This is a genomic window from Kitasatospora sp. NPDC041988, assembly GCF_055588525.1.
In genome coordinates this window covers 129919-151032 of record NZ_JBVJCO010000011.1, presented here as the reverse complement: position 1 = coordinate 151032, position 21114 = coordinate 129919, and the positions used below count along the sequence as shown (strand labels likewise).

At 74.0% G+C, this 21114-nt stretch carries 18 protein-coding genes and 2 pseudogenes; 8 read left to right on the top strand and 12 right to left on the bottom strand.

Annotation, left to right across the window (positions count from 1 at the left end; genetic code table 11):
• Nucleotides 1-179: 179 nt before the first annotated feature.
• The gene (locus ACZ6NC_RS14265) at nucleotides 180-1745 is read left to right on the top strand and encodes a D-alanyl-D-alanine carboxypeptidase/D-alanyl-D-alanine-endopeptidase (protein ID WP_465732388.1); all 1566 of its coding nucleotides are present in this window, start codon (nucleotides 180-182) and stop codon (nucleotides 1743-1745) included.
• Between the two features lie 72 nt (nucleotides 1746-1817).
• Here ACZ6NC_RS14265 and ACZ6NC_RS14260 read toward each other — a convergent pair whose 3' ends face one another.
• Complete coding sequence (locus ACZ6NC_RS14260; RefSeq protein ID WP_465732386.1) at nucleotides 1818-2543, bottom strand: TetR/AcrR family transcriptional regulator; 726 nt, start codon at nucleotides 2541-2543, stop codon at nucleotides 1818-1820.
• Between the two features lie 119 nt (nucleotides 2544-2662).
• On the opposite strand from ACZ6NC_RS14260, the gene ACZ6NC_RS14255 reads away from it, so the two are divergent.
• Together ACZ6NC_RS14255 and ACZ6NC_RS14250 are read left to right on the top strand one after the other, a co-directional pair.
• Entirely contained in the window at nucleotides 2663-3742 is a 1080-nt protein-coding gene (locus tag ACZ6NC_RS14255; RefSeq protein ID WP_465732384.1) for an alpha/beta fold hydrolase, read from the top strand.
• An 86-nt stretch (nucleotides 3743-3828) separates the two neighbouring features.
• Nucleotides 3829-4428 carry a DUF3995 domain-containing protein gene (locus ACZ6NC_RS14250; protein WP_465732382.1) on the top strand — a complete coding sequence of 200 codons (600 nt, stop codon included), beginning with the start codon at nucleotides 3829-3831 and terminating at the stop codon, nucleotides 4426-4428.
• A gap of 32 nt (nucleotides 4429-4460) precedes the next feature.
• On the opposite strand, the gene ACZ6NC_RS14245 is transcribed toward ACZ6NC_RS14250, so the two are convergent.
• From ACZ6NC_RS14245 to ACZ6NC_RS14230, 4 genes are all read right to left on the bottom strand, one after another.
• Nucleotides 4461-5342, bottom strand: coding sequence for a hypothetical protein (locus ACZ6NC_RS14245; protein ID WP_465732380.1), 882 nt, complete (start codon nucleotides 5340-5342; stop codon nucleotides 4461-4463).
• A gap of 106 nt (nucleotides 5343-5448) precedes the next feature.
• Complete coding sequence (locus tag ACZ6NC_RS14240) at nucleotides 5449-6486, bottom strand: TolB family protein (RefSeq protein WP_465732378.1); 1038 nt, start codon at nucleotides 6484-6486, stop codon at nucleotides 5449-5451.
• Nucleotides 6483-7817 (bottom strand): MFS transporter, encoded by a 1335-nt coding sequence (locus ACZ6NC_RS14235; protein WP_465732376.1) that lies wholly within the window; start codon nucleotides 7815-7817, stop codon nucleotides 6483-6485. Before ACZ6NC_RS14235 ends, ACZ6NC_RS14240 begins: the two co-directional genes overlap by 4 nt.
• A 5-nt stretch (nucleotides 7818-7822) precedes the next feature.
• Nucleotides 7823-8743 (bottom strand): alkaline phosphatase family protein, encoded by a 921-nt coding sequence (locus ACZ6NC_RS14230; protein ID WP_465732375.1) that lies wholly within the window; start codon nucleotides 8741-8743, stop codon nucleotides 7823-7825.
• A gap of 261 nt (nucleotides 8744-9004) precedes the next feature.
• Here ACZ6NC_RS14230 and ACZ6NC_RS14225 point away from each other — a divergent pair, with 261 nt between their 5' ends.
• Nucleotides 9005-10258: a cobalamin biosynthesis protein gene (locus ACZ6NC_RS14225; protein ID WP_465732373.1), complete on the top strand. Its 1254-nt coding sequence runs from the start codon at nucleotides 9005-9007 to the stop codon at nucleotides 10256-10258.
• Nucleotides 10255-11301 carry an Rv2231c family pyridoxal phosphate-dependent protein CobC gene (gene cobC / locus ACZ6NC_RS14220; RefSeq protein WP_465732371.1) on the top strand — a complete coding sequence of 349 codons (1047 nt, stop codon included), beginning with the start codon at nucleotides 10255-10257 and terminating at the stop codon, nucleotides 11299-11301. Before ACZ6NC_RS14225 ends, cobC begins: the two co-directional genes overlap by 4 nt.
• A 91-nt stretch (nucleotides 11302-11392) precedes the next feature.
• On the opposite strand, the gene ACZ6NC_RS14215 is transcribed toward cobC, so the two are convergent.
• A complete protein-coding gene (locus ACZ6NC_RS14215) occupies nucleotides 11393-12229 on the bottom strand; it encodes an MOSC domain-containing protein (protein ID WP_465732369.1) in 837 nt (278 codons plus the stop codon).
• Between the two features lie 287 nt (nucleotides 12230-12516).
• Between ACZ6NC_RS14215 and ACZ6NC_RS14210 the strand changes: the two genes are divergently transcribed.
• On the top strand, nucleotides 12517-14352 hold the full coding sequence (locus ACZ6NC_RS14210) for a serine/threonine-protein kinase (RefSeq protein WP_465732367.1): 1836 nt from the start codon (nucleotides 12517-12519) through the stop codon (nucleotides 14350-14352).
• 116 nt (nucleotides 14353-14468) lie between these two features.
• Here the strand turns inward: ACZ6NC_RS14210 and ACZ6NC_RS14205 are convergent.
• Nucleotides 14469-14774 (bottom strand): annotated as a pseudogene (locus ACZ6NC_RS14205) (ArsR/SmtB family transcription factor); the annotation flags it as partial.
• A 101-nt stretch (nucleotides 14775-14875) separates the two neighbouring features.
• On the opposite strand from ACZ6NC_RS14205, the gene ACZ6NC_RS14200 reads away from it, so the two are divergent.
• Nucleotides 14876-15187, top strand: coding sequence for a putative quinol monooxygenase (locus ACZ6NC_RS14200; RefSeq protein ID WP_465732365.1), 312 nt, complete (start codon nucleotides 14876-14878; stop codon nucleotides 15185-15187).
• Between the two features lie 17 nt (nucleotides 15188-15204).
• Here the strand turns inward: ACZ6NC_RS14200 and ACZ6NC_RS14195 are convergent.
• The 5 genes and pseudogenes from ACZ6NC_RS14195 to ACZ6NC_RS14175 all read right to left on the bottom strand — a co-directional run.
• Nucleotides 15205-15330 (bottom strand): annotated as a pseudogene (locus tag ACZ6NC_RS14195) (cupin domain-containing protein); the annotation flags it as partial.
• Nucleotides 15331-15596: 266 nt separating this feature from the next.
• Nucleotides 15597-16619: a glutamine synthetase gene (gene glnII, locus ACZ6NC_RS14190; RefSeq protein WP_465732363.1), complete on the bottom strand. Its 1023-nt coding sequence runs from the start codon at nucleotides 16617-16619 to the stop codon at nucleotides 15597-15599.
• Nucleotides 16620-16792: 173 nt separating this feature from the next.
• A complete protein-coding gene (locus ACZ6NC_RS14185) occupies nucleotides 16793-17791 on the bottom strand; it encodes an SCO1860 family LAETG-anchored protein (protein ID WP_465732361.1) in 999 nt (332 codons plus the stop codon).
• Between the two features lie 186 nt (nucleotides 17792-17977).
• Nucleotides 17978-18655 (bottom strand): uracil-DNA glycosylase, encoded by a 678-nt coding sequence (locus ACZ6NC_RS14180; protein WP_465732359.1) that lies wholly within the window; start codon nucleotides 18653-18655, stop codon nucleotides 17978-17980.
• 123 nt (nucleotides 18656-18778) lie between these two features.
• Nucleotides 18779-19870, bottom strand: a complete 1092-nt coding sequence (locus ACZ6NC_RS14175; RefSeq protein WP_465732357.1) for an amidohydrolase family protein — start codon at nucleotides 19868-19870, stop codon at nucleotides 18779-18781.
• Nucleotides 19871-19965: 95 nt separating this feature from the next.
• Between ACZ6NC_RS14175 and ACZ6NC_RS14170 the strand changes: the two genes are divergently transcribed.
• Nucleotides 19966-21090, top strand: a complete 1125-nt coding sequence (locus ACZ6NC_RS14170; protein WP_465732355.1) for a pyridoxal-phosphate-dependent aminotransferase family protein — start codon at nucleotides 19966-19968, stop codon at nucleotides 21088-21090.
• Nucleotides 21091-21114 lie beyond the last annotated feature (24 nt).

The following is a 21114-nucleotide window of genomic DNA, read 5'->3' as shown; positions in this document are numbered from 1 at the left end:
CGCTCGCCCTCGCAGGAGATCGCATTCGCGGGGCATGCGGGTGAACGGCCGGGTGGGGCGGTTCGGCGGGCGGGTTCCGCGCGGTATCCCTGCTCGGGCTGAGTAGCCGTCAGGGTGGCCGGTGAGCGGCCCGGAACACAGGTGGGTTCATGAGAGCGTTTCCTCGAAGTCGGCGTGCCGTGGCCGCCGCCGTCACGACGGTGGCGGCCATGGTCGTGACGGTCGGTCCGGCGGGCGCGGTGCCCGTCCAGGACGACGGCGGGCTCAGCCCCGACATCCTCGCGATCATGCACAAGCCCGCCTACGAACACGCACAGTGGGGCCTACTGGAGATCGACGACACGACCGGCGAGGTCATCCACTCCCAGTACCCGAACCAGTTCTTCATCCCCGGCTCGACGGCCAAGCTGGTCAGCGTGTCGGGCACCTGGCACACGCTCGGCGGGGAGCACCGGTTCACCACGCCCGTGCAGGCCCTCGGCAACCGGTCTGGGTCGGTGCTGGACGGGTCGCTGGCCCTGGTCGCACAGGGCGACCTCACCATGGGCGGCCGGACGAAGCCGGACGGCTCGGTCGACTTCACCCCGATCGACCACACCTACGCCGACGACGTCCCCGGCGCGACGCTCACCCCCGAGGACCCGCTCGCCGGCCTCGACTCGATCGCCCAGCAGGTGCGCGCGTCCGGCATCACCGAGGTGCACGGGGACGTCGCGATCGACCCCCGGCTCTTCGCCCCCGACCCCGGGCTGGACCCCACCCCGACCCCGCTGATCGTCAACGACAACCTGATCGACCTGCTGTCCACCGCCACCACCCCCGGGCAGCCGGCCCAGCTCAGCTGGCGGCCGCAGGTCGCGCCATACCAGGTGGAGTCGACCGTGCGGACGGTCGAGGCCGGCGGCACCACCGACATCGCGGTCTCCGCCTCGCCGGACGGCACGCACATCACCCTGTCCGGCACCATCGCGGCCGACGCGCCGCCGACCCTGCGCGTCTCCCACGTGCAGGACCCGAACGCCTTCGGCCGCACCGCCCTGATCGAGGCGCTCGCCCGCGCCGGCGTCACCGTCACCGCCCCGCCCACCGGCCCCAACCCGACGGGCCTGCTGCCCGACTCCTACGACGGCACCCAGCGCGTCGCCGCGTACGTCTCCCCGGTCTACGAGCAGTACGCCCGGCTGATCCTCAAGGTCAGCCACAACCTCGGTGCCAACCTCGGCATCTGCCTGATGGCCGTCACCACCGGCAGCCACCGGTGCGAGGACGGTTTCCCCGTCCTGAGGGACTTCCTGACCGGCGCCGGGATCGATCCGACCAAGGTCCAGCTGCTCGACGGGCGGGGCGGCAACCCGGTGGACCGGGTCACCCCCGACGTGGAGAACGAGATCCTGCACTACTGGCAGGGCACCCCCGACGCCGACCGGTTCCGGGAGGCGCTGCCGATCCTCGGCGTGGACGGCTCGCTCGCCTCCGCCTGCGACGGCTGTCCGACCTGCCCGGGCAAGGGCAAGGTGTGGGCCAAGCCCGGTTCCGTCATCGGCTTCGACGCCGTCAACGACCGGCTCGCCGTCGGCGGCGAGACGCTCGGCGGCTACCTCGCGGCGGGCCACGGCCGGCTGCACACCTTCTACCTGGCCGTGAACGGCGCCTCCACCCCGAACATCAACACGTTCTTCGACGTGCTCAACGACCTGAACCGCATCGCCGGCCTCCTCCAGGAACAGGCCGAGGCGCGGTCCTGACGCCGCACCTTCCGCTCCACGATGAGGGCCCCGGCTGCCTGGCAGCCGGGGCCCTCGCCGATCCACCCGGGCTCAGCTCCGGCCGGCCAGCGGGGTGACCCCGTCGAGGATGCGTTCCAGGCCGAAGTCGAGCGGGTCGCCGGCCTGGGGGGCGAAGGCTCCGGCGGCGATCGCGGCGGTGAGCGCGGGGAACCGGTGGCCGTGGCGCTCCAGCACCTCGCCGGCGAGGCGGTTCCACTCCTCACCGCCCTCCTCGTCCGCGTCGGCGAGCTGCTGGGCGAGGCTGCGGATGTGGCCGATGATCAGCAGCACGGTGTCGTGCTGCTGCACCGCGGAGAGTCCGGTCGGGGCCAGCGCGGCCAGGGCGGCGTCCATCCAGGCGAGCTGGTTGGGGCCCATGAGCTGGCGGCGCATGGCGGTGGCGGCCAGGATCCAGGGGTGGCGGCGGTACAGCGCCCAGCACTGGCGGGCCCACTCGGTCAGCCGGGGGCGCCAGCCGTCCTGGTGGCCGATGGATTTGGGGGGCGCGCCGAGGGCGGAGTCGACCATCAGGTCGACCAGTTCGGCCTTGCCGGGGAAGTACCGGTACAGCGCCATGGTGGTGACGCCGAGTTCGGTGGCGACCCGCTGCATGGAGACCGCGTCCAGGCCCTCCGCGTCGGCGATCCCGATGGCGCCGGCGACGATGCGCTCGGCGGTCAGTGAGGGCTTCGGGCCGCGGCGGGGCTGGTCCTGCTCCCCCCACAGCAGCGCCAGGCTCGCCTTCGGGTCGCGCTTCTTCTCCCGGCTCCCGGCCATACGCGTCAGCTCCCTTGTGGTTCTCGTGCTGGTTCCGGCGGGCGATTGACGCCCTCTCAGAACTGTGTATAACATACACTCAATTGCGTATCCGATACACAGTTCAAGGGAGTCACCCCATGCTCGGCACCGTTCTCCTCGCCTCCGCCGTCGCCGCCCCCGTGGCCGCAGCCCTCGGCCACCGCCGGATCAAGCAGGCCGCGGGCACCCGGCTGATGCGGATCGACACGCCGAACGGCATCGACGAGCAGGGCTTCGTCCGCATCGGCGGGATCGAGCAGTGGATCTCGATCCGCGGCGAGGACCGCACCAACCCGGTGATGCTGGAGATCCACGGCGGGCCCGGCGCCTCCAACTCCGTCTACGGCCCCCGCACCCGGTCCTGGGAGAAGCACTTCACGATCGTCCGCTGGGACATGCGCGGCGCCGGCAAGACCCTCGGCCGCGGCGGCGCCGACGGCCAGGGCGAACTGAGCTTCGCCCGGATGTACGAGGACGCCGTCGAGGTCACCGACCACGCGCGGAGCAGGCTCGGCGTCGACCGGGTCCTTCTGGTCGCCAACTCCTTCGGCAGCACCTTCGGACTGCGCCTGGCCCGCCGGTACCCCGACCGCTACAGCGCCTACGTCGGCACCGACCAGAAGATCCACGACGCCGGCCGCGACACTACCGACCACCTGGCCCTGCTGGCCCGGCTGCACGCCGCCGGCAAGCGCAAGGAGCTCGCCGCCGTCGAGGAGATCGGCCCCGACCCGCGTACCTGGACCGCCGAGCAGCACGGCGCGTACGCCAAGATCGTCGCCACCACCGACCCGCTGACCTTCTCCACCATGAAGTCCGTGGTCATGAAGTCGCTCTGGTTCTCCCCGCTGCACTCACTCAGCGAGCTGGGCACCCTCGGCAAGGGCATGAAGCTCTCCGAGCAGATCCTCCCCGCCACCGCCGGCTTCGACGACCGGGCCGACGGCACCTGCTTCGACCTGCCGTTCTTCGTCTTCCAGGGCGACCGGGACGTCCTCACTCCCACCGACCGCGCCAAGCGGTTCTTCGACGACGTGCAGGCCCCGGTCAAGGAGTTCGCCCTGATCGAGAACGCCAGCCACTTCGCGTCCTTCCGGCACCCCGACCGGTTCCTCGACCTGATGCTGGCCAAGGTCCGGCCCGTCGTCACCGGTGGCCTCCAGACCGCCGGCCGGTGAACGCCGGCGCTGGGGTAGCTCCGCGGGGGGAGGCGCTCCTTCGTGCAGACGACGTGCCGCCGGCGCCGGTCCGGCACCGTGAAGCCATGCAGATCGAGCCTTCTCCGGGTGCCGCCGCCGACCGCCTGGTGCCGCGTCCGGGCCGGTGGCCGGGGTACGCCGTGGCGGTGTGGGGCGTCCTGTTCGCGGTGCCCAGCTTCGTCTGGGCACTGGGCGGCACGGTCGGCGCGGAGTCGACGGTGGCACCGGAGCTGGTGAAGCTCGCCCGCGACGGGGTGCCGTGGTTCCTGGCCGTCCTCTGGGTGACCGGGCTCCTCAAGCTCTTCGGGGCGCTGGTCGGCATCGGCCTGACCAGGCCGCGCGGCCTGCGGACCGGCCGGTTCCTGGTGTTCTGCGGCGGCGGTGCGACCGTCCTGCTGGTCTGGCACGGCTGCCTCTTCGTCGCGCACGGGGTGCTGGTCGAGGCCGGGGCCTTCTCCGTCGAGCCCGCACTGCTCGGGCTGACCCGCTGGTACCTCTACCTGTGGGGGCCGTGGTTCGTCGCCGGCGGGCTGGCGTTCGCCGCCGCCACCGTGCGCCGTGTCCGCGCGGACGCCGACCGGCCTGGCCTGCGGCTGCTCGGCGCGGCGGGCGCGCTCGGCGCCCTGCTCCTGTCGTTGGTGCTGACCGTCGCCGGGGTCGGCTGAGGAGCCGGGCCGGACGAGGGCCGGGAGCCGGGTCAGCCGGTGGCGCGGACGTAGATGTCGGCTGCGCCGGGGAGACCGCCGGGGTCGGCGGCGACGTAGATCCGGCGGCCCGGGCCGAGGCGGGCGGGGGTCGGCACGGGGGCGGGCGTGGGGGTGGGCGTCGCCGTGGCGGTGGGCGTGGAGGCCACGGCCGGCTCGGGATCGGCGGGGGCGGGCTGCGGCTCCTCGGCTGGGAGGGCGGCCTGCGCGGGCTCCTCGGTGTCGTCCACCGGGGGCGGGGAGGCGACCGGTTCGGCCGGCAGGGCCGGCTCGGTCTCCGAAGGCGTCACGTCAGGCGTAGGCGTGTCCGTGGGAGTGGCCGTGGGAGTGGCCGTGGCCGTGGCCGTGGCCATGGGAGTGGCCGTGGGGGTGAGCGTGGGCAGGGCGGTCGGGCCGGGGACGGCGGTCACCGCCCCGGGCAGCTCCGGCGCCTCGGCCGGCTCGTCGCCGCCGAGGGCCGCCGCAAGGTCGGACGGCAGCGGTGCGCTCGGGCCCGGCGCCGGCAGGTCGTAGGTGCGCAGGAAGTCGCCCAGCCCGACGTCCTGGCCGCCGGCCAGCCGGTAGTGCAGATACGCCACGGGCGCGCCGTCGACCGTCCGCGTGTACACCGCGCCCACCGGCACGTAGTACCGCCCCGCGCCCGGATGCTGGGAGGGGTGGAGACCGGCCAGCAGCTCGGCGCGGTCGCGGTCGGTCTCGATGACGCCCCGGCCCAGCGTGAGCGCGTTGATGCCGCGAACCGCCAGTGCCGCCGCGACCGCCACGAAGAGCACCAGGCCCATCGCGACCGTCCGCCGCAGCACCGGCCGGCCGTGCAACGCCGGCCAGGAGTCGCTCACCATCCGTTCCGGCGCGGCCCGCCCCGTTTGCTTCACCGCTCCCCCAGCTCCCCCGACTCGCACCACTCGCGCCACGCGCGCCACTCGCACTGCCCGACGTGGACCCTACGCTCGTGGTCACGGGAGGTACCAACCGCCCCTGTCAGCCCAGATAGGCCGGGGCCACGGCCGCTTCCATCGACCGCCGTGCCGAGCCGCCGCCGTCCGCGGGGACGGTCCACAGGTCGGCGCCGAAGTCGCCGGGGAGCGCGTAGAGCAGGGTGGAGCCGTCGGTCCAGACCGCCTGGTCGTCGATGTTGCGCTGCTCGGCGGTGGCGGTCTCGGTCATGGTGGCCAGGTCGAGCACGTAGAGCCGCCAAGGCGCGTCCGCGGGCAGGCCGGGGACGCGCTTCTTGTAGGCGATCCGGGTGCCGTCCGGGGAGAGCGAGGGGCACTCGACGTTCTGGTGGAGGGTGGTGAGGGTGCGGGCGGCGAGGTCGCCGCGGACGAGGTAGGTCTGGCCGCCGGTGGCCGCGGTGGCGTAGAAGGTGTCGTCGTCGGCGAAGGTCACGCCCCAGATGTTGACGTCGGGCGCCCGGTACGGCTTGCCGTCCTTGATCAGGTCGAAGGCCTCCAGGTTCTCCCGGAGGTTCCAGTCGCGGACGTCGACGATCGAGGTGCGGGTGGAGAAGTCGGTGCCGGCGTAGGAGTCGCCGCTGACGAAGACCGTCCAGGCGGCGAGGTGGCCGGAGGGCGAGACCCGGGAGCGGGTGGGGATGCCGGCGGCCGGGAAGGAGTGCAGCTCGCGCAGGTGGTCGTCGAGGACGACGGCACGGTAGGTGTCCTGCAGCGCGCCGCGCTCGGCCTGGAGGCAGATGCCGGTGCCGCCCGCCGTGAAGAAGCGCAGGCACTGGACGCCGGAGGAGGTGCGCGGGCCGTCCGGGTGGTCGGCGGGGACGGTGGCGAGCTCGTCGCGGTGCGGGCCCCAGGCCATGTTGCGGAACACCAGCTGCCGCCCGTCGGACGGCTTCCGGAGCGAGACCGGGCCGGGGGTGACCACCGGGCCGCCGGGCTGCACCTGGTCCTTGCGGGCCGACTGGCCGGACGCGTACAGCACGGCTCCGGTGCCGACCGAGCCGAGCAGCAGCACGGCGACCAGCAGGATCAGCACCCTGGTACGGCCTTGGATCGGTGGGGTCACGAGGGCACCTCGGAGTCGGCGACGGGGGTGACGGGGGTGTCGTGGGAGTCCCGGAGCACGAAGGCGGCCCCGAGGACGCAGCCGGCCAGCGCGGCCGCCGACCAGGCCAGTGCGGCGCTGCCGCCGACCGCGCTCCACAGCGCGCCGAACACCAGCGAGCAGGCGAACCGGGCCAGCGCCTGCCCCGTGCCGACCAGCGCCAGCCCGGCGCCGCGCTGCGCGGCCGGGACGGCGTCGGCGGCCGCGGCGGCCAGCACGCCGTCGGTCGCGGCGTAGAACGCGCCGTGCAGGACCAGCACGCAGACCACCACGGGCAGCCCGCGCAGCGGCGAGAGCAGCAGCCCGTACGCCAGCAGCAGGACGCCGTGGCCGGCCAGGAAGAGCCGGCGCCGGCCGATCCGGTCGGCCAGCGCGCCGAGCGGGACGGCGAGCAGCAGGAACGCGGCGGCGGTGCCGAGCGGCAGCAGCGGGAAGAGGTCGACGGCGAGGCCGAGCCGGCGCTGCACGAGCAGGTAGAGGAAGGAGTCGCTGACGGTGGTCAGGCCGAGCAGCACCGCGCACAGGGCCAGCCGGCGCAGCCCGGGCAGCCGCAGCAGGGCGAGGCCGTCGCGCAGACCGGGAGCCGGGGCCGACCGGTCGTCGGCCGATGCCGGGCTGCCCGGGACGAAGAGCAGCAGCACCAGCACACCGAGCAGCGCGACGCAGGCGCTGACCGTGAACACCGCGTTGTAGCCGTGCCGTTCACCGCCGTCGGCGAGCAGCGGCCCGCCGGCCAGGCGGAGCACCAGGAAGGCGATGAGCGGTCCGAGCAGCGCGCCCGCCGTGTCCATCGCCCGGTGGACACCGAACGCCCGCCCCCGGTGGGCGGGTTCGGTGGCGAGCGAGATCATCGCGTCCCGGGGCGCGGTGCGCAGCCCCTTGCCGGTGCGGTCGACGGCGAGCACCGCGCCGATCAGCGGGACGGTGTGGACGAGCAGCAGCAGCGGCTTGCAGAGCGCCGACAGCCCGTACCCGGCCGCCGCGACCGCCTTGTGCCGGGGCGCGCCGTCCGCGCCGCGCCGGTCGGCGAGGTGACCGCCGGCCAGACGGACCAGCGCGCTGAACCCGTTCTGGATGCCGTCCAGCAGCCCGAAGCCGAGCGGGGAGAGGCCGAGCCCGGTGAGCAGGTAGAGCGGCAGCACCGCGCTGACCATCTCCGAGGAGACGTCGGTCACCAGGCTGACGGTGCCCAGGACCAGCACGGTGCCGGGCACGGCGGCGGCCGCCCGCCGCCCCGGCCGGGGGGCCGGGGCGACGGGGGCCTTGGAGCTGCGGGATTCCGCGACGTACACGGGCGTCAGTTCCAGATGCCGGTGATGGTGGCGGCGGAGGCGGCGTTGCCCGCGTGGGTGGTCAGCCCGGCGAGGTCCTCCAGCGTGCGCAGCACGTTGTAGTGGTTGTAGGTGGTGGCGGTGGTGGCGCCCGGCGTGACGTGCGCGCCGTAGAAGACGGTGGGGATGCGGTTTCCGGAGAGCCTGTTGTCCTCGTCGAAGGTGACGACGAGGATGCTGTTGTTGTTCTTGGCCCAGGCCGCGTACGCGCCGAGCTTGTTCTTGATCCAGGTGTCGCCGGTGGAGACCGAGCAGTCGTGCATGTCGTTGCACAGGTCCGGCACGACGAAGGAGACCTTCGGCAGGGTGCTGTAGTCGGTCGGGAACTGCGTGAAGGTGTACGCGGTGTTGGTCGGCACGTTGCTGAAGCCGAACCACGGGTTGTGCTTCTGCGCGTACTTGCCGCTGCTGCAGGTGGTCGAACCCTGGCTCGGCAGACCCTCGTTGTAGCTGCCCCAGGTCTTGCCGGCGGCGATCAGCTCGGAGCCCAGGTTCGGCGCGGAGATCGAGCCGACCGGCACGCAGCTGTCGTCCGTGCGGCCCTGGTTGGAGCCGGAGAACAGCTGGTAGTAGTTGGGCTCGCTCGGGTGGGTGATCCCGAACGACTGGGTGAGGGTGGCGCCGCCGGCCTTGAGGGTGTTGTTGATGTACGGCGCGCTGGAGCTGCCGATGATCTGCGAGTACGCGTGGTTCTCCAGCACGACGACGACCACGTGGTCGGGCGTGGGGAGGGTCGCGGCCTGCGCGCTGGAGCCGGTCGCCGCCCAGAGGCCGAGCGAGCCGGCGACCAGGCCGAGGCCGGCCGTCAGGGCGGTGAGGGTACGGCGAGGGCGGGTGCCGCCGGTGCGGGCGTCGCTGTCGCTCGTGCGGAGTCGTGCGAAAGGCATGGTGTCCTCCGTTGCGTCGGGAACTGCCGTCGGGAACTGCCAGGTCTGGAGCGCCGCAAACAGTAGGAGCGCCGCGGTGGCGGTCACGGCACAAGGAAGGTGAAGAACAGGCGAACAGGCGCTGCGCGGGGGCGGTGGAGGTCACAGGCGCCTCGATTGACCCGTTCGTCGCGACCGTGGTGGGATCTCGTGGGCCGGCGAACGGCTGTCGAGCGGCTGTTCAGCGGCTCATGGGCGGCTACCGGGTGAAGGGAAGGCGACGTGATCGGGCTGCTGGCCCTCGGTGAGGCGGGTCGCCCGCTCGCCGACGCGGTGCACGGGCTCTGGCCGGGCAGCCGGGTCTTCCGCGCGGAGGACGACGGCGAGAGCCCGGGCGAGCTCCTCGAACTGGCCCTGGGCAGCTGCCGGCAACTGGTCTGTTTCGCGCCCGTCGGTTCGACCCTGCGGCTGCTGCTCCGCCGCCCGCCCATCGGTCGTCCCCTGCCGGGCCTGGTCTGCGTCGACCCGGAGCGGCGCTTCGCCGTGTCGCTGACCGGAACCGCCGGGGGCGCGGACGACCTGGCCGGCGAGGTGTCGGCCCTCCTCGACACCTGCCCGGTGATCACCAGCAGCCGGCCGCGGCACCCGCGCACCCCCTCCCCCCTCGCCGCCGTCGAGCGCTACGCCGCCGTCGAGCGCTACGCCGTCGTCGGGCAGGACGCCGTCGTCGAGCGCTACGCCGGCGTCGAGCGCTACGACCTCCCCGGGTGGGACGAGGACGTCCTCACCTGCCCCCCGCCGCCGACCCGGCCCCCGGGCCTGCGCGCGGGCGGCCTGGTCATCGGGGTCGGCCTGCGCGAGGCGGCCGCGGCGCCCGAAGTGACGCAGCTGATCCGCCGCACGCTGCGGGAGGCCGGGCTGCCGGCCTCCGCCGTCGCCCGGCTCTCGACCCTGACCGGCAAGGGCGACCACCCCGCCGTCCGCCGGGCCGCCGCCCTGCTGGGCCTCCCGGTGGACGAGCACACGGCCGAGGAGCTCTCGGCCGTCGCGGTGCCCAACCCGTCCGCGTCCGTCGGCGAGGCGGTCGGCACCATGAGCGTGGCGGAGGCGGCCGCGCTGGCGAGCGCGCCGGGAGGCGAACTCGTCGTCCCCAAGCAGAAGTCGGCCACGACTACGGTGGCGGTCGCCCGCGCGGCGGTGCGCGGCCGGCTCGCGGTGATCGGCCTCGGCCCCGGGGAGCGCGACCTGATCGTCCCGCGTGCCGAGGCGGAGCTGCGGCGCGCGTCGGTGGTGGTCGGCGCGCCGGGCGCGTTGGCGCTGGCCGCCGAGTTCCTGCGGCCCACCGCCCGGCGGCTCACCGCCGAGGACTGCGCCGGCGCGGCGGCCGGACTCGCCGCACGGCGGGAGAGCGTCGCCCTGGTCGCCCTCGGGGACGGGCTCCGGTACGACCCGCCGCCCGCCGACGGCTACGACCTCGTCCGCGTTCCCGGCCTGCCCCTTCCCACCGCCGCTCACGCTCATGGAGACCGCTCGTGACCACCGCCGACCATGACCTCCGCCACCACGGTGACGCGGAGGTGCGCGCCGACGGGTTCGGCCTGGTCGACCTCGCCGTCAACGTCCGCACCGGCACGCCCCCGCAGTGGCTGCGCGAGCACCTCGCGGCGACGCTCGGCGAGCTGGCCGCGTACCCGGACGGTGCGGCGGCCCGCGCCGCCGTGGCCGCCCGGCACGGGCGGCCGGTGGAGGAGGTGCTCCTCACCTCGGGGGCGGCGGAGGCCTTCGTACTGCTGGCCCGGGTACTGACGGCACGCCATGTCGTGGTGGTCCACCCGCAGTTCACCGAGCCCGAGGCCGCACTGCGGGACGCCGGGCACGCGGTGCAGCGGGTGCTGCTCTCGCCCGCCGACGGCTTCCGGCTCGGCGACGTACCCCCCGAGGCCGACCTCGTGGTCCTCGGCAACCCCACCAACCCCACCTCCGTCCTGCACCCGGCCGCCGCCGTCGCCGCCCTCGCCCGGCCCGGCCGCACCCTGGTGATCGACGAGGCCTTCATGGACACCGTGCCCGGCGAGACCGAATCCCTCGCCGCCGCACGGGGGCTGCCCGGCCGGGTGGTCGTCCTGCGCAGCCTCACCAAGACCTGGGGCCTGGCCGGCCTGCGCATCGGCTACGCCCTCGGCCCGGCGCCGCTCATCGCCGCACTCGGCGCCGCCCAACCCCTCTGGCCGGTCTCCACCCCCGCCCTCGCCGCGGCCGAGGCCTGCTCCACCCCGGCTGCCCTGGCCGAGGCCGAGCAGGCCGCCCAGCTGCTCGGCGAGCACCGTGACCACCTGCTGAAGGGCCTGGCCGCCTTCCCCGCCGTCCAGGTGCACGGCGAACCGGCCGCCTCGTTCCTCCTGATCGAACTGCCGGACGCCGCCACGGTCCGCGAGCGCTTGCGCGAGCGCGGCTTCGCCGTCCGCCGCGGCGACACCTTCCCCGGCCTCGGGCCGGACTGGCTGCGGATCGCCGTCCGGGACCCGGCGACCACGGACCGCTTCCTGGCCGCGCTGGACGGGGTGCTGAGCGCGGGCTGACCCCGGGTTGACCGCGGCCCCGGGAGACCCCCGCGGAGGCCCCGAGGCCACCGGCGGCGGGCAGCGCATCCGCCGGGCACCACCTCGGTGATCAGCGCAGGCCGACCGCGTCCCCCACCTTCACCGTCCCCGGCTCCAGCACCTGCGCGTACACACCGGCGCAGGGCAGCGCCGCCATGCCCTCCAGCGGGACCAGGCGGTTCCGTTCGGCGAGGACCCTCAGGGCGGCCGTGCTGCGCGGCAGCTCGCCGTGGGCGAGGGTGGGGACGGCGCAGCGGGGGGTGGGGACGAGGACACGGAGGCGGAGGGCCGGGCCGATCGTCAACTCCCGCCCGATCCAGGCGTTTTCGACGAAGCCCTGACCCCCGGTGCGGATGACCACGTTGGGGCGGTAGCGCTCGGGTTCGACGTTCACGGCGTCCACGGCGGCCAGGGCATTCACGGCGTTCACGGCGTTCACGGCGTCCAGGGTGGACGTGGTGAGCAGGTGCACCGGGGCGAAGTCGAAGAAGGTGCCGGCCGGGGCGGCGCGGCCGATCTCGTTCACCGTGACGGCGACCTCCTCCTCGATGCCGCGTGCCAACACCTCCTCCGGCACGGCCCGTTCGACGGTCGCGCCGGCAGGGCGCTCGGTGATCAGGCGGACCTTCCGGCCGAGGGCTTCGGAGAGTTCGGTTGCGTCCACCGGCGAGCCGTCAGGCCCGGAGATCTCGACATCGCCGGCACGGCACGCGGCCGTGAAGCCGAGCATCCCCGCCCACAGCCGCGGGTTCTTGGCGCTCACCACCCGCCCGCTCTCCTCGTCGACCAGCGCGCGCACCCGGTCGCCGTCGAGGCCGCGCCCGGCCACGGCAACCTCGCCCAGCTCCTCCCCCAGCATCGACTTCACCGGGTACCGTCGCAGCCGTTCCACCGTGCCGATCCTCATGCGAGAGCCTCCGGCCGCCGGTGCGGTTCGGCGGCGTACGGGCCGCGGAGGCCGTCCGCGTCGGGCAGGAGGAGGGGCGGCGTCATACCGTGCATCCTGGCCCGGACACCGGGCGGCCGACCACCCGTTTACGCACATCCCTTGAGTGAGGGGCCCGTTGACGATCAGTCGGGGACGATCCGTAGCATGACCGGGAGGCATGGACCTCTCTGGCAGACTGTGCGACCGGGTGGGCCCGTTGGGCCGGGGCATGACATGGGGGCAGGGCATTGAGCAGCCGGGGAACCGTGCTCGGAGGTCGTTACACGCTGACCGAGCGGATCGGCGGCGGGGGCATGGGCGCCGTCTGGCGGGCCGACGACGAGGTGTTGGCGCGGCAGGTCGCGGTGAAGATCCTGCATCCGGGGCTGGTCGAGGACGGCACGTTCGTCAAGCGGTTCCGGCGCGAGGCCCAGTTGCTGGCCGCACTCAAGCACCCCGGCATCGTGGACGTCCACGACTACGGCGAGAGCGGTGACGACTCCGAGGACCGGGTCGCCTACATCGTCATGGAGCTGGTGGACGGGCAGCCGCTGGACAAGGTGCTTGCCGACGGCGGGCCGATGGCGCCGGAGCGGGCGCTCGGGCTGCTCGCCACCGCGCTGGACGCGCTGCACGCCGCACACCGGCAGGACATCGTGCACCGCGACGTGAAGCCGTCCAACCTGATGGCCCGGCCCGACGACCGGCTGACGGTGACCGACTTCGGCATCGCGCGGGCCGTGGCGAGCACCAGGATCACGGCCTCCCACGCGGTGATCGGGACGGCGCTCTACATGGCCCCCGAACAGGCCGAGGGGAAGGCCGTCACACCGGCCTCGGACCTCTACTCGATCGGCGTGGTCGGCTACGAACTGCTCACCGGGCAGCCGCCGTTCACCGGCGAGACGGTGCTGGAGGTCGCACTCAAGCACATCCGGGAGCCCGCGCCGGAGCTGCCGGCGGACCTTCCGCAGGAGGTGCGCGCGTTCGTCGCGACCGCGCTGGCCAAGAAGCCGGAGGACCGCTTCGCCGACGCCGCCGCGATGGCGGCCGCGGCGCGGACCGCGATCGGGGCCGACCCGAAGGCGGCGGCCGCACCGGCGGCCCCTCCGGCACCCAGGACTCCCGGGGCGCCCAAGGAGCCGGCGAAGGCGGCGGGCGAGGTGGGCAAGGTCGAGTCCCGTGACGCCACCGAACCGGGCACCCGCCGCAGACGGCGCGGGTTCCTCGTCCCGATCGTCATACCGGTGATCATCACGGCGGGCACCACGACCGCCCTGCTGATCGACCACACCCCGTTCCGGTCCGAGTCGAAGACGCCCGGCGCCCAGCCCACCGTGGCAGCGTCCACGATCGCGGACACCCCCGCCCCGGCGCCGACGGCCCCGCCCGCCACCACGCCGCCGACCACCACACCGCCCACCCAGACCCCGACACCGGGCGCCACCACCCCCGCACCCGCGACGCAGCCCGCCCAGGCCGGCGGCAACCAGGCGGGGGCGACGACGCCGACCACCGGCGCGGGCGCCGCAGCCGGCGGCCAGGGCACCCCACCGCGCGGCAACAGCGGCGGGGCGGGCAACGGCGGCGGCGCGGCGCAGCCCCCGGCCAACACCCCGGCCCCGCCGGCCGCCACCTCCGCCCCCGCCAACCAGCCCCCGCCCGCCGACCCGGCGCCGCAGACACCCACCACTCCCCCGGGCTGCGGCGGCACCAAGTGGGGGTCCATCGTCAACGTGGCGTCCGGCCGCAAGCTCGGCCTCTCCAAGGACAGCCCGTCGGGCGGCCAGGCCGTGATCATGGGCGGGAACACCGCATACGGCTGGGTGCGCTCGGACCCGGACCCCGGTGGCTGGTACCACCTCTACCCGTGCAACCTGAGCGGCCCCGCCCTCGTCCAGGAGACGGACGGGCGGGTGTCGCTCTCGAGCGGATTCAGCTACCTGAGCAGCTGGAAGATCACCGCCGCGAGTACGCCGGGCGCCTTCCACCTGGCGGAGTACATGGGGTCCAGCTGCTTGACCGACAACGGCGCGGGCAACCAGGTCACCATGGTCACCTGCACCCCCGGCAACAAGTCCCAGGAGTTCAGGATCCCCTAGACCCCGCGGGCCACACTGGCCTTGACCTTGACCTTGACCTTGGCCTCGGGCTCGGGCTCGGGCTCGGGCTCGGGCTCGGGCTCGGGCTCGGGCTCGGGCTCGGGCTCGGGCTGGGGCTCGGCGACCAGGATCGCGAGCAGGCCGGGGAAGTGGGCCTCGATGTCGGAGCGGCGGAGGCTGGCCATCCGGCTGTTCCCCCCGTCGACCTGGCGGATCAGCCCGGCCTCGCGCAGCGTACGGAAGTGGTGGGTGACCGTCGCCTTGGAGACGGGCAGCGCGAAGGAGCTGCACGTCCGCGCCGTGCCGTCCGGTGCGGAGGCGAGCTCGCGCACCACGCGGCGGCGCAGCGGGTCGGCGAGCGCGGACAGCACCCTGCCGAGCTCGATCTCCTCGACGGCCGGGTGGCCTTCTTCGTCGGGCATGGCGGCAACCTCCCTCAGGTACGACTTGAATCGTACCTCCGGCGGCTGCTAGCGTCCGCCAGGTACGACCGAAGTCGTACCTAAACAGGGGGAGAACCCGGATGGACCAGCTCGTCACCCTCGTCGGCATCGCCCGACCCAAGCCCGAACGCGCCCAGGAGCTCAAGGAGTTGCTGCTCTCCTTCGTCGAGCCCACCCGGCAGGAGCCGGGCTGCCTGGAGTACCACTTCCACGAGGACCGCGACGAGCCCGGCGTCTTCGTGTTCTACGAGGCATGGCGCAGCCAGGCCGACCTCGACGCCCACCTGGCGCTGCCGCACCTGCGCGACTTCCGGGAGCATCGGATGGACTACCTGTCCGACGACCTGGAGATCCGCTTCCTGACGATGCGGAGCCCGTACACCAGGGCCTGAGGCGCGCCGGACGTGCCTCAGCCGTCCATGGCCCCGGGAGGCCGGTGGACGTACAGGGCGGGCAGGTTGACCACGATCGCCTCCTGTGCGGAGCGGGCGATCACGACGACCGCCTCCCCCTCGCCGGACGGGTTCTCCTCGCGGACACGGGACGCGGCCCGCCTCCTGGCGGCGGCGGGCTGCTGGTGGACCTGGTTCGCGTCAGCAGCGACAGCCGGCCGTGCAGACCCGTCCCAGGCCGACGTGCAGCCGCCGGACGGGGAGGAAGCGGGCCGGAGCGGTCATGGCCCGATTCTCCGGGGCTTCCGCCCCGCCATCAAGACACCCACCCCCGGCCGGACCGAAAACGGCCGCCGGGCCTCCCCTCACGTGGAGGGAAGGCCCGGCGGGATGCTCAGTGGGAGGCGGCTCAGACGAGGCCGGCCTTCTCCAGGGCGGAGCAGCAGGTGTTGACCAGGAGGCGGGTCACCACGTAGGGGTCGACGTTGGCGTTCGGGCGACGGTCCTCGATGTAGCCCTTCTGGTCGACCTCGACCTGCCACGGGATGCGGACCGAGGCGCCGCGGTTGGAGACGCCGTAGCTGTAGACGTTCCACGGGGCGGTCTCGTGCTTGCCGGTCAGGCGGGACTCGATCTCGGCGCCGTACTGGGTGACGTGCTCCAGGACCTTCTCCTGCGAGGCGCCGAGCGACTCGCACGCGGTGATGATCGCGTCGTAGTTCTCGCGCATCGCCTTGGTGGAGAAGTTGGTGTGCGCGCCGGCACCGTTCCAGTCGCCGCGGGCGGGCTTGGCGTCGAGGGTGGCGTCGATGCCGAACTCCTCGGCGGTGCGGTAGAGCAGGTAGCGGGCGACCCACATGTGGTCGGAGACGGTCAGGGCGTCGACCGGGCCGATCTGGAACTCCCACTGGCCGGGCATGACCTCGGCGTTGATGCCGCAGAGCGCGAGGCCGGCGGCCAGGCAGCGGTCCATGTGCAGCTCGACGATCTCGCGGCCGAAGACCTCCTCGGCGCCGACACCGCAGTAGTAGCCGCCCTGCGGGGCCGGGAAACCGCCCTCGGGGAAGCCCAGCGGGCGGGAGCCCTTGAAGAAGGTGTACTCCTGCTCGATGCCGAAGATCGACTCCTGAGCGGCGAACTGCTCGGCGATCGGGCGGAGCAGCGCGCGGGTGTTGGACTCGTGCGGGGTGCCGTCGATCTCGTTGACCTCGCACAGGACGAGGATGTTGTCGCCGCCGCGGATCGGGTCCGGGAAGGTGGCAACCGGCTCGAGAACGCGGTCCGAGGCGTGACCCTCGGCCTGGTTGGTGGAGGAACCGTCGAAGCCCCAGGTGGGGATCTTGTCCGCGTTGGCCAGGATCCGAGTCTTGGAGCGGAGCTTGGCGGTCGGCTTCGTGCCGTCGATCCAGATGTACTCGGCCTTGATTGCCACGGCGTGAACCTCGCAAGCTGGGTGGTGGGTGCCCGCGTAGCGTCGCAAGCCGCCGTTTCCCGGTTGTTCCTCTTATGTAACACCCAGGTGAACCAACCGTCCGCGATGGCACGGTCACGGTGCGGGGGTGCCGTGCGTGGCACCCCGCACCGGCCCGCGGACAGGGGCGGGTGTCACTGCCGGCGGGCGTGTGCGGCCCGGCGGCGGGTGGCCCAGAGGGCGCAGCCGCCGGCCGCGACCAGGGCGGCGGCGCCGACGGCCAGCGGGCCGGTGCTGTCGCTGCCGCCGGTGGCGGCGAGGCCGGCGCCGGTGCCGGACGGGCTCGCGGTGGCCGCGCGCGGGGCGGCGGCCGCCGTGGTGGCGTCCACGGCGGGCTGGACGGCCGGGGTGCCGGCCGGCAGCGGGGCCGTGGGAGCGGCGGTGGAAGGGGTGGGCGTCGCGGCCGGTGCGGCCGGCTTCTCGCAGCTCACCGAGGCGACGGTGATCTTCCCGGTGACCTTGGCGACGTTGAGGTTGAGCGGGTTCACCTCTATCTGCACCTCCAGGGCCGAGGCGGCGGCCGTGGTCGAGGTGGTGGCCCGCTTCGAGAACTCCACCGAGACGCTGCCGACGAGCGGCACGTCCACCTTGGTCGGCCCGTAGAGGCCGAGGGTGACCGGCTTGCCGAGGACGGTCAGCCTGGCAGGCGCGACCACGTTGGCGGTCGGCTGCCCGTCGACCGGGCAGGTGACCTCGGAGCTGAGCGCTTCCAGGCCGAGCAGGGTGGTGGCGGGCAGGCCGGGGGCGTGCACGTCGGCGTTGACCAGCTTGACGGAGGCTGCGGTGCCCTTGGCGTCGGACGTGGTCACCGACCTGCCGACGTCCGCCTTGACCAGGGTGACCGGGCCCTGCTGGTCGACGCCGTCGACCTTGGCGGTGAGGACGGAGCCTTCGCGCTGCGCCGGGGTCTCGACCTTGTTGAGCGCGATGTTCACCGGGACGTCCACCTTGCTCAACAGGCTGACGTCCAGGTCGAGTTCGGCGGTGACGGCGCGCGCCTTCCCGGCCGGGGCGGACGACGGCGCGGGCGCCGGGCCGGTGGCGTGCGCGGACGGCGCGGCTATCAGCGCCGTCACCACGACGACCGCGGCGGCGAGCGAACGGGAGGAACGGAAGGAAGAAGAAGAAGACATGGCGGTACCCCACGGGTGGTGGTCTCGGTGGAGCGCGCCTCCGACATCACCCGCAGGGCGGGGCAAGGGGCTGGCGCTCCGAACGACGAGCCGCCAGTCTTCTCGAACAATCCGTCACATGAGTCACACAGAACGTCATTTCACTCGTTCGAGTGAGGTTGACGCCCAAAGCTGCCCTGCGGACCGTTACGGCAGCCGCCAGTCCACCGGCTGCGCCCCCTGTTGCACCAGCAGCTCGTTGGCCCGGCTGAACGGCCGCGAGCCGAAGAAGCCGCCGTTCGCCGAGTACGGGCTCGGGTGCGCGGACTCGATCGCCGGCACCTCCCCCAGCAGCGGGCGCAGGTTGCGGGCGTCACGCCCCCAGAGGATCGCCACCAGCGGGCCGCCGCGCGCCACCAGCGCCCGGATCGCCTGCTCGGTGACCTCCTCCCAGCCCTTGCCCCGGTGGGCGGCGGGCTTGCGCGGCGCGGTGGTCAGCGCGCGGTTCAGCAGCAGCACGCCCTGCTGCGTCCACGGGGTGAGGTCCCCGCTGGACGGCTGCGGCAGGCCGAGGTCGTTCCCGTACTCCTGGAAGATGTTGATCAGGCTGGCCGGGATCGGCCGCACCTCGGGCCCGACCGAGAAGCTGAGGCCCACGGCATGGCCGGGCGTCGGGTAAGGGTCCTGCCCGACGATCAGCACCCGCACCTCGGCGAGGGGCTGCTGGAAGGCGCGCAGCACGTTCGGCCCCGAGGGCAGGTAGGTGCGGCCTGCGGCCAGCTCGGCGCGGAGGAAGTCGCCCATGGCGGCGACCCGCCCGGCGACCGGCTCCAGCGCGGCGGCCCAGCCGGGTTCGACGATCTCGTTCAGTGGACGCGGTGCCATGGTCGCCACCCTATCGGCCTACAACGACAGCGCGTTCACCCGGATGATCTTCGAACGCCGGGGAGGACGATCACCCCACCGGCCGCCCCGCGCGGCACCACCAGCCGCCGGTCCGCCCCGCGATCACCCCACCGGCTGCCCGCGCAGCACCACCAGCCGCGGGTCCGCGAGCACCCGGACGTCGGCGCGCGGGTCCTCGTCGTAGACCACGAAGTCGGCCGGAGCACCCTCCTCCAGGCCCGGCCGGCCCAGCCACCGGCGCGCGCCCCAACTGGCCGCCGACAGCGCCTCGGCCGGGGTCAGCCCGGCCTTCACCAGCTCGGCCACCTCGTCCGCGACCAGGCCGTGGGCGAGCGAGCCGCCCGCGTCCGTGCCGACGAAGACCGGGATGCCCGCGTCGTGCGCGGCTCCCACGGTGGCGTAGCGGCGCTCGTGCAGCCGGCGCATGTGCGCGGACCAGGCCGGGAACTTGCTCTCGCCGCCGGCCGCCAGGGCCGGGAAGGTGGCGATGTTGACCAGGGTCGGGACGATCGCGACTCCGCGCTCGGCGAAGGCCGGGATCAGCTCCTCGGTCAGCCCGGTCGCGTGCTCGACGCAGTCGATGCCGGCCGCCAGCAGGTCCGGCAGGGACTCGGCGGCGAAGCAGTGCGCCGTCACCCGCGCGCCCTCCTCGTGCGCCGCCGCGATCGCCTCGGCCAGCGCGTCGCCGGGCCAGCAGGCGGCGAGGTCGCCGCGCTCGCGGTCGATCCAGTCGCCGACCAGCTTCACCCAGCCGTCGCCGCGCCGGGCCTCGGCCCGGACGTAGGCGGCGAGGTCGCCGGGCTCGATCTCGTGCGCGTAGTTGCGGATGTAGCGGCGGGTGCGGGCGATGTGTCGGCCGGCCCGGATGATCCGGGGCAGGTCCTCTCGGTCGTCGATCCAGCGGGTGTCGGCGGCCGAGCCGGCGTCGCGGATCAGCAGGGTGCCGGCGTCGCGGTCGGTGACCGCCTGCTTCTCGCTGGTGGCGGCGTCGACGGCGCCGTGCGCGTCCAGGCCGACGTGGCAGTGCGCGTCCACCAGGCCGGGCAGCACCCAGCCGGTCACCGTCCGGACGTCGGCGGCGCCGGACGGACGCGTGAACGCCACCCTGCCGTCCACCACCCAGAGTTCGTCCCGGACGTCCTCCGGACCGACCAGCACCCGGCCCCTGACGTGCAGCACCGCAGCATCGCTCATGGCCCGCACTCTACCGACGGGAGTGCTCCGTGTAAGCAGCAAAGATGCGGCAGACTCATTCCCGCCCGAACGACCCCGCTCCCGAAAGGCCGGCTGTGAACGAGCGAAGCGAGATCACCATCGAGAGGCACCCCTTCCTCGACCTGCCCCCGCTCGGCGCCGCCGGCTTCGCGGCCATCGAGGACCAGGTGGCCGCGCTGCTGCACACCACCGCCGACGTGATCGTGACCCAGGGTGAGGCGCTGCTGCCGCTGGAGGCCGCGATCCGGGGCGCCGCGCACCCGGGCTCCACCGCGCTGAACATCGTCACCGGCCCGTACGGGCAGACCTTCGGCAACTGGCTGCGCGACTGCGGGGCGACGGTCGTCGACCTCGCCGTCCCGTTCGACAGCGCGGTCACCGCCGGCCAGGTCGCCGAGGCACTGGACGCCAACCCGGCGATCGACTTCGTCTCCCTCGTCCACGCCGAGGCCGCCACGGGCAACACCAACCCGGTCGCCGGGATCGCCGCCGTGGTCCGCGAGCACGGCGCGCTGCTGATGCTCGACGCCGTCGCCTCCGTGGCCGCCGAGCCGCTGCTCACCGACGCGTGGGGCGTCGACCTCTGTGTGATCGGCGGCCAGAAGGCGATGGGCGGCCCGGCCGGGGTCTCCGCCGTCTCGGTCTCCGCGCGCGCCTGGGAGCGGATCGCCGCCAACCCGGCCGCCCCGCGCCGCTCCTACCTCTCCCTGCTGGACTGGAAGGAGCGCTGGACGGACGCCGGGCGCACCGTACTTCCGCACGCCCCGGCCCAGTTGGAGATGCTGGCGCTCGGCGCCTGCCTGGACCGGATCAGCGCGGACGGCCTGCCCGCCGTGATCGCCCGCCACCGCGCCGCCTCCGCCGCCACCCGCGCCGGCGTCCGCGCGCTCGGCACGCTCAGCCCGTTCGTCCCCGAGGACGCCCACGCCGCCCCGGTCGCCACCACCCTGCGCACCCCGGACGGCCTGCACGCGGCCGAGCTCGCCGCCGAGCTGCTCCGCCTCGACCCCGCCCTCCCCGTCCAGCCGGGCGGCGGCGCCCTGGCCGCCTCGATGCTCCGCGTGAACCACTACGGTGCGGCGGCCTCCCTGGAGACCGTCCGGGGCTGCCTGTCCGCCCTCGCCACGGCGACCGGCGCGGCCGCCTCGCCGGCCCTGGCGGCGGCCGAGGCCGCCTGGACCGCGACCGCCGAGGGCTAGAAACGCCGAGCGGCCCCCGTGTGC

Bases quoted from the DNA above. Each gene is read 5' to 3' on its own strand.
- ACZ6NC_RS14185 (WP_465732361.1), bottom strand. From the start codon at position 17,791: ATGTCTTCTTCTTCTTCCTTCCGTTCCTCCCGTTCGCTCGCCGCCGCG.
- ACZ6NC_RS14180 (WP_465732359.1), bottom strand. From the start codon at position 18,655: ATGGCACCGCGTCCACTGAACGAGATCGTCGAACCCGGCTGGGCCGCC.
- ACZ6NC_RS14260 (WP_465732386.1), bottom strand. From the start codon at position 2,543: ATGGCCGGGAGCCGGGAGAAGAAGCGCGACCCGAAGGCGAGCCTGGCG.
- ACZ6NC_RS14255 (WP_465732384.1), top strand. From the start codon at position 2,663: ATGCTCGGCACCGTTCTCCTCGCCTCCGCCGTCGCCGCCCCCGTGGCC.
- ACZ6NC_RS14215 (WP_465732369.1), bottom strand. From the start codon at position 12,229: ATGAGGATCGGCACGGTGGAACGGCTGCGACGGTACCCGGTGAAGTCG.
- ACZ6NC_RS14175 (WP_465732357.1), bottom strand. From the start codon at position 19,870: ATGAGCGATGCTGCGGTGCTGCACGTCAGGGGCCGGGTGCTGGTCGGT.
- ACZ6NC_RS14250 (WP_465732382.1), top strand. From the start codon at position 3,829: ATGCAGATCGAGCCTTCTCCGGGTGCCGCCGCCGACCGCCTGGTGCCG.
- ACZ6NC_RS14230 (WP_465732375.1), bottom strand. From the start codon at position 8,743: ATGCCTTTCGCACGACTCCGCACGAGCGACAGCGACGCCCGCACCGGC.
- ACZ6NC_RS14200 (WP_465732365.1), top strand. From the start codon at position 14,876: ATGGACCAGCTCGTCACCCTCGTCGGCATCGCCCGACCCAAGCCCGAA.